This window comes from Frigoribacterium sp. AC759, from assembly GCF_979256015.1.
This window is the reverse complement of sequence record NZ_CEEDMT010000050.1, coordinates 1-5,034: the sequence shown is the minus strand read 5'-3', so window position 1 is coordinate 5,034 and position 5,034 is coordinate 1. Positions and strand designations below refer to the sequence as shown.

Annotated in this window: 5 protein-coding genes; 3 read left to right on the top strand and 2 right to left on the bottom strand. The window is 72.7% G+C overall.

All coding sequences use genetic code 11. The features are described from left to right. Positions 1-296: 296 nt before the first annotated feature. Entirely contained in the window at positions 297-1,004 is a 708-nt protein-coding gene (locus tag ACZ6JE_RS14990) for a FadR/GntR family transcriptional regulator (RefSeq protein ID WP_464319450.1), read from the bottom strand. A 179-nt stretch (positions 1,005-1,183) separates the two neighbouring features. On the opposite strand from ACZ6JE_RS14990, the gene ACZ6JE_RS14985 reads away from it, so the two are divergent. The 3 genes from ACZ6JE_RS14985 to ACZ6JE_RS14975 all read left to right on the top strand — a co-directional run bounded on the left by ACZ6JE_RS14985 (position 1,184) and on the right by ACZ6JE_RS14975 (position 4,512). Then, positions 1,184-2,575 (top strand): GntP family permease, encoded by a 1,392-nt coding sequence (locus ACZ6JE_RS14985; RefSeq protein ID WP_464319449.1) that lies wholly within the window; start codon positions 1,184-1,186, stop codon positions 2,573-2,575. A gap of 64 nt (positions 2,576-2,639) precedes the next feature. Then, the gene (locus tag ACZ6JE_RS14980) at positions 2,640-3,410 is read left to right on the top strand and encodes an SDR family oxidoreductase (RefSeq protein WP_464319448.1); all 771 of its coding nucleotides are present in this window, start codon (positions 2,640-2,642) and stop codon (positions 3,408-3,410) included. A gap of 88 nt (positions 3,411-3,498) precedes the next feature. Continuing rightward, a complete protein-coding gene (locus ACZ6JE_RS14975) occupies positions 3,499-4,512 on the top strand; it encodes a zinc-binding dehydrogenase (protein WP_464319447.1) in 1,014 nt (337 codons plus the stop codon). A 43-nt stretch (positions 4,513-4,555) separates the two neighbouring features. On the opposite strand, the gene ACZ6JE_RS14970 is transcribed toward ACZ6JE_RS14975, so the two are convergent. Then, positions 4,556-4,975 (bottom strand): arsenate-mycothiol transferase ArsC, encoded by a 420-nt coding sequence (locus ACZ6JE_RS14970; protein ID WP_320477614.1) that lies wholly within the window; start codon positions 4,973-4,975, stop codon positions 4,556-4,558. Between the last annotated feature and the right edge of the window lie 59 nt (positions 4,976-5,034).

Genomic DNA, 5,034 nt, shown 5'->3' with positions numbered 1-5,034 from the left:
GCCCCACGCCCCACCACCACGCCAGAAGATGGACACGACGCCACGCTTAAACCGGGCGTCGTGTCCACGTCCTGGCGTCGTACCCGCCCCACGCCGCACCCGCGCGCACCCCGCCACGCGGTCGACACCCCGCCACCGAATCCCGTGGTGTCGTGTCGAGTCCGTGGCGGCAAGCCGCCCCACCACCACGCCAGAAGATGGACACGACGCCACGCTTAAACCGGGCGTCGTGTCCACATCCTGGCGTCGTACCCGCCCACCGCCGCCGCGCCGCACCGCCGCAGCCGCGACACCGCTCAGGCGCCCTCGACCTCGTCGCTGACGAGCGACAGGTGGGTGCGCGAGTGCTCCCGCGCCGCGCCTCCTTCGCCTGCGGCGATCGCCCGTGCCGCGGCGAGGTGGGCGTCGAGCGTGCCGGCTGCCGGGACGGCCGGGGTCAGCCCGAGCTCGTGCCGCCCCTGCAGGATCTCGCGCACGGGGGCGGCGAGCTCGCCGTAGAGCACGTTGCCGCTGGCGACGAGCAGCAGGGTGTGGAACCGGATGTCGGCTGCGAGGTACTCCGCCGAGTCCCCGCGGGCGGCGCTGCCGAGGCGGTGCAGCTCGGTGGCGTGCTCCACCAGGGCGACGCGCTGGGCGTCCGAGGCGTGCACCGCCGCGAGCGCCGCGGCGGCCGGTTCGAGCGCCGCGCGCAGCTCCATCAGCTCGACGAGCTGCTGTCGATGCAGGGGGCCGGCGAGGGTCCAGCGGATCAGCTGCACGTCGAGCACCCGCCAGTCGGCGCGCGGCAGCACGGTGATGCCGACGCGGCGGCGCGACTGCACCATGCTGAGCGATTCGAGCACCCGGACGGCCTCGCGTGCGGTGGTCCGCGAGACGCCGTAGTCGAGTCCGAGGCGGGCGAGCGTCAGCACCGCGCCGGGCTCCAGGCGGCCGGCCGCGATCGCGCCGCCGAGGGCGTGCAGCAGCTGCGCGTGTGCGCCCTCGCGGGCGGGTGGTGACGTCATCGTGACCATCCTGGCGTGCACCTCCTGAGTCGACGGGGTTGCAAAAGTACTACTTTTGGTGGCAACCTACGGACACCGAGGAGGCGCACGACAGACCCCTCGGAGACCCACCACCCGAAAGACCCCGAGCTCACACCCCGCAGCCGACAGGCGCACCGGATTCGACGGAGAACCCCACCATGGACGACTGGACCCAGACCCTCGACGCGGGACCTCTTCTCGCCATAGCAGCGGGGTCGATCGCACTGATCCTGATCCTGGTGATCAAGTTCAAGCTGCACGCCTTCCTCACGCTGGTCATCGTGGCCGCGCTCACCGCCCTCGTCACCGGCATCCCCACCGGCGCGATCGCCGATCTGCTCGTCACGAGCTTCGGCACGACGCTCGGCTCGGTCGCACTGCTCGTCGGGCTCGGCGCGATGCTCGGCCGCCTCGTCGAGTCGTCGGGCGGTGCCCGGGTGCTGGCCGACCGCATGGTCGACGTCTTCGGCGAGAAGCGGGCGCCGTTCGCGCTCGGCCTCGCGTCGCTGATCATGGGGTTCCCGATCTTCTTCGACGCGGGCCTGATCGTCATGCTGCCGATCGTGTTCGCCGTCGCCCGCCGCATGGGCGGCAAGTCGATGCTGCTCTACGGCATCAGCGCCGCCGCGGCCTTCTCGGTGATGCACGTGTTCCTGCCGCCGCACCCGGGCCCCGTCTCGGCGACCGAGCTGCTCGGCGCCAACCTCGGCATCGTGCTGCTCGCCGGTCTCGTGATCGTGTTCCCCGTCTGGTACGTCTCGGGCTACCTGTGGGCCAAGGCCGTCAACAAGCGCATCCCGCTGCCCGTGCTGTCGCTCTTCGGCAGCGAGAAGGACGACGTCCAGGCCGCGAACCCGCCCAAGGCCAGCACCGTGATCGCCGTGCTCGCCGTGCCCCTCGTGCTCATCCTGCTCAACACGGGCCTCAGCTCGCTCGGCTCCGTCGGCATCGTCGACCCCGAGGCCGGCTGGGTCCAGGCCCTCGTCCTCGTCGGCACGAGCGGCATCGCGCTGCTCATCTCGGTGCTCGTCGCCGCCATCGTGCTCGGCCGTGCCCGCGGCGTCACCGGCAGCGCCCTCGAGAAGGTGCTCGACAGCGCGCTCGGCCCGATCTGCTCGGTCGTGCTGATCACCGGCGCCGGCGGCATGTTCGGCGGGGTGCTGCGCGCCTCGGGCATCGGCGACGCCCTCGCCGACGTGCTCGGCGACCTCGGTCTGCCGGTCATCGTGGCCGCGTGGGTCATCGCCGCGATCCTGCGACTCGCGCAGGGTTCGGCGACCGTCGCGCTGGTCACCGCCGCCGGCCTGGTGGCGCCCGCCGTCGCTCTCGCCGACCTCAACGCCGTCCAGCTCGCCGCCGTCGTGCTCGCCACCGCGGCCGGTTCGGTCTTCGCCGGTCACGTCAACGACTCGGGCTTCTGGCTCGTCGGCCGCCTGATGGGCATGGACGTCAAGACCACCCTCCGCGTCTGGACCCTGCAGCAGGCCATCGAGTCGGTGCTCGGCTTCGCCGCCGCCCTGCTGGTGTTCGCGGTCGGCTCCCTGCTCTGACCCGGCCCGCGCCTCCTGCACCGCGCCTCCCGCGCCTCTCGCCGCACCCCCACGAAGGAGTCTCATGTCATCCCCGCTCTTCGACCTCACCGGGCGCCTGGCGCTCGTGACCGGCTCCTCCCGGGGGCTCGGGCGGTCGCTCGCCGCCGCGCTGGCCGACTCCGGGGCGCGGGTGATCGTGCACGGCCGCGACGAGTCCGCGGTCACGGCGACGCGGGACGCGATCGAGCAGTCGACGGGCACCCGTCCGGCGGCGACCGTCTTCGATGTGACCGACGCGAAGGCCGTCGAGGAGGCGGTGGCCGGCATCGTCGCGGAGCACGGCGTCCCCGACATCCTCGTCAACAACGCCGGCGTGCAGAAGCGCGCGCCGTTCACCGAGTTCGCCGTCGAGGACTGGGACGCCGTCATGGCGACCAACCTGTCGAGCGTCTTCTACGTGTCGCGCTTCGTGGCGCCCGGCATGGTCGAGCGCGGCTCGGGCAAGATCATCAACATCGCGAGCGTCCAGTCGATGCTCGCGCGCCAGACCATCGCGCCGTACTCGGCGAGCAAGGGCGGCGTGGCGCAGCTGAGCCGCGGCATGGCCGCCGACCTCGCGCGGCACAACGTGCAGGTCAACACGCTCTCGCCCGGGTACTTCGCGACCGAGATGAACACGGCGCTCTGGCAGGACGAGACCTTCGACGCCTGGCTGCGCCAGCGGACGCCCGCGCAGCGCTGGGGCCGCATCGAAGAGCTTCAGGGCACGCTCATCTACCTGTCGTCGGCCGCGAGCGACTTCGTCTCGGGGCAGAACATCTTCGTCGACGGCGGCATGACCAGCGTCGTCTGAGTCCGGGCCGGGCTGCGGGCGGTCTCGCGCCGCGCCTCCTCGGCTCCTCCCCTGCTCCGCGCCCCCGCAGACCCCAGAGAGAACCAGCATGAAGACCATCCAGATCGATTCCGCCCATGTCCTGACCGAGCGCGAGGTGGCGACGCCCGAGCCAGCCGAGGGGGAGGTGCGGATCCGGGTCGACTACGTCGGCATCTGCGGGTCCGACCTGCACTACTACTTCGAGGGTGCCAACGGGGCGTTCGTCGTCGAGGAGCCGCTGGCCCCCGGCCACGAGCTCTCGGGCCGGGTCGACGCGGACCCGAGCGGGCGTCTCGCGGCGGGCACCCCGGTGACCGTGCACCCCGCCCGCTTCGGCGCGGACGAGCCCGGTCTCGAGAACGCTCCGCACCTGCGGCGCGGGGGGTCGTACCTCGGCAGCGCGTCGACGCATCCGCACACGCAGGGCGCGCTGAGCGAGTACCTCGTGGTCGACGCCGGCATGATCCGCGTGCTGCCCGAGGGTCTGCCGCTGCAGCGTGCGGCGCTGGCCGAGCCGCTGGCGGTGGGGCTGCACGCTCTGACCCGCGTCGGCGACGTGACGGGCGCGCGGGTGCTCGTCTCGGGTGCCGGGCCGATCGGTCTGCTGGCGGCGGCCGCGGCGAAGGCGCGCGGTGCGGCGAGCGTGACCGTGGTCGATCTGCTGCCGGGGCCGCTGAGCCGGGCGCTGGCGATCGGCGCCGACGAGGCTCTGCGACTCGGGGTCGACGAGGTGCCGGCGGACTCGTTCGACGTCGTGCTCGAGTGCTCGGGTGCGGCGAAGGCGGTCAGCGCGGCGTTCGTCGCCGCACGCCGTCAGGGCACGGTGGCGCAGGTCGGCATGATGCCGAACGAGGAGCGCCCGGTGAACCTCGCGCCGGCCATCTCGAAGGAGCTGTCGGTGCTCGGGGTGTTCCGCTTCGTCGACGAGATCGACGAGGCCGTGCGGATCCTGGCGGCGACGCCCTCGCTCGAGGCGGTCGTGACGCACGTGATCGGCACCGATGCCGCCGAGCACGCGTTCGACGTGGCGAAGGACTCGTCGGTGAGCGGCAAGGTGCTGCTCGCCGCCTGGCCCGAGTAGGGCTGCCCCGCGGCGCGCCAGCGCCGGGGCGCCGGGGCGCCGCCTAGGCGTCGCGCAGAAGCCGCGCGTGCAGCTCCTCGACGCGGCCGCGGATGTCGTCGCGCACCAGCCGCATGCGCTCCATCCCCTCGATGCCGCGGAGCGACGGCTCGTCGGTGATCCAGGTCTCGACGGGGGTGCCGGCGGGGTCCTCGACCCGTGCCTCCTCGCCGAGGACGACGATCAGGTCGGCGTCGCGCACCATCTCGTCGGTGATCGCCTTGGGCTGTTCGCCGTCGAGCGAGATGCCGAGCTCGCCGAGCGACTCGACCGACTGGGCGTTGAGAGCGCTGCCCGGTGCGGTGCCCGCCGACTCGACGTGCACCGCGTCGCCGGCGACGTGTCGCATGAGGCCTGCGGCCATCTGCGACTTGCCGCCGTTCTTCCGGCAGACGAACAGGACCGAGGGAGCCGTCGAAGTCATGAGCTCACAGTAGGCCGCAGCCCCCGAGGAGGCGCGCCCCGCCTCCCCCAGGCCCGCCC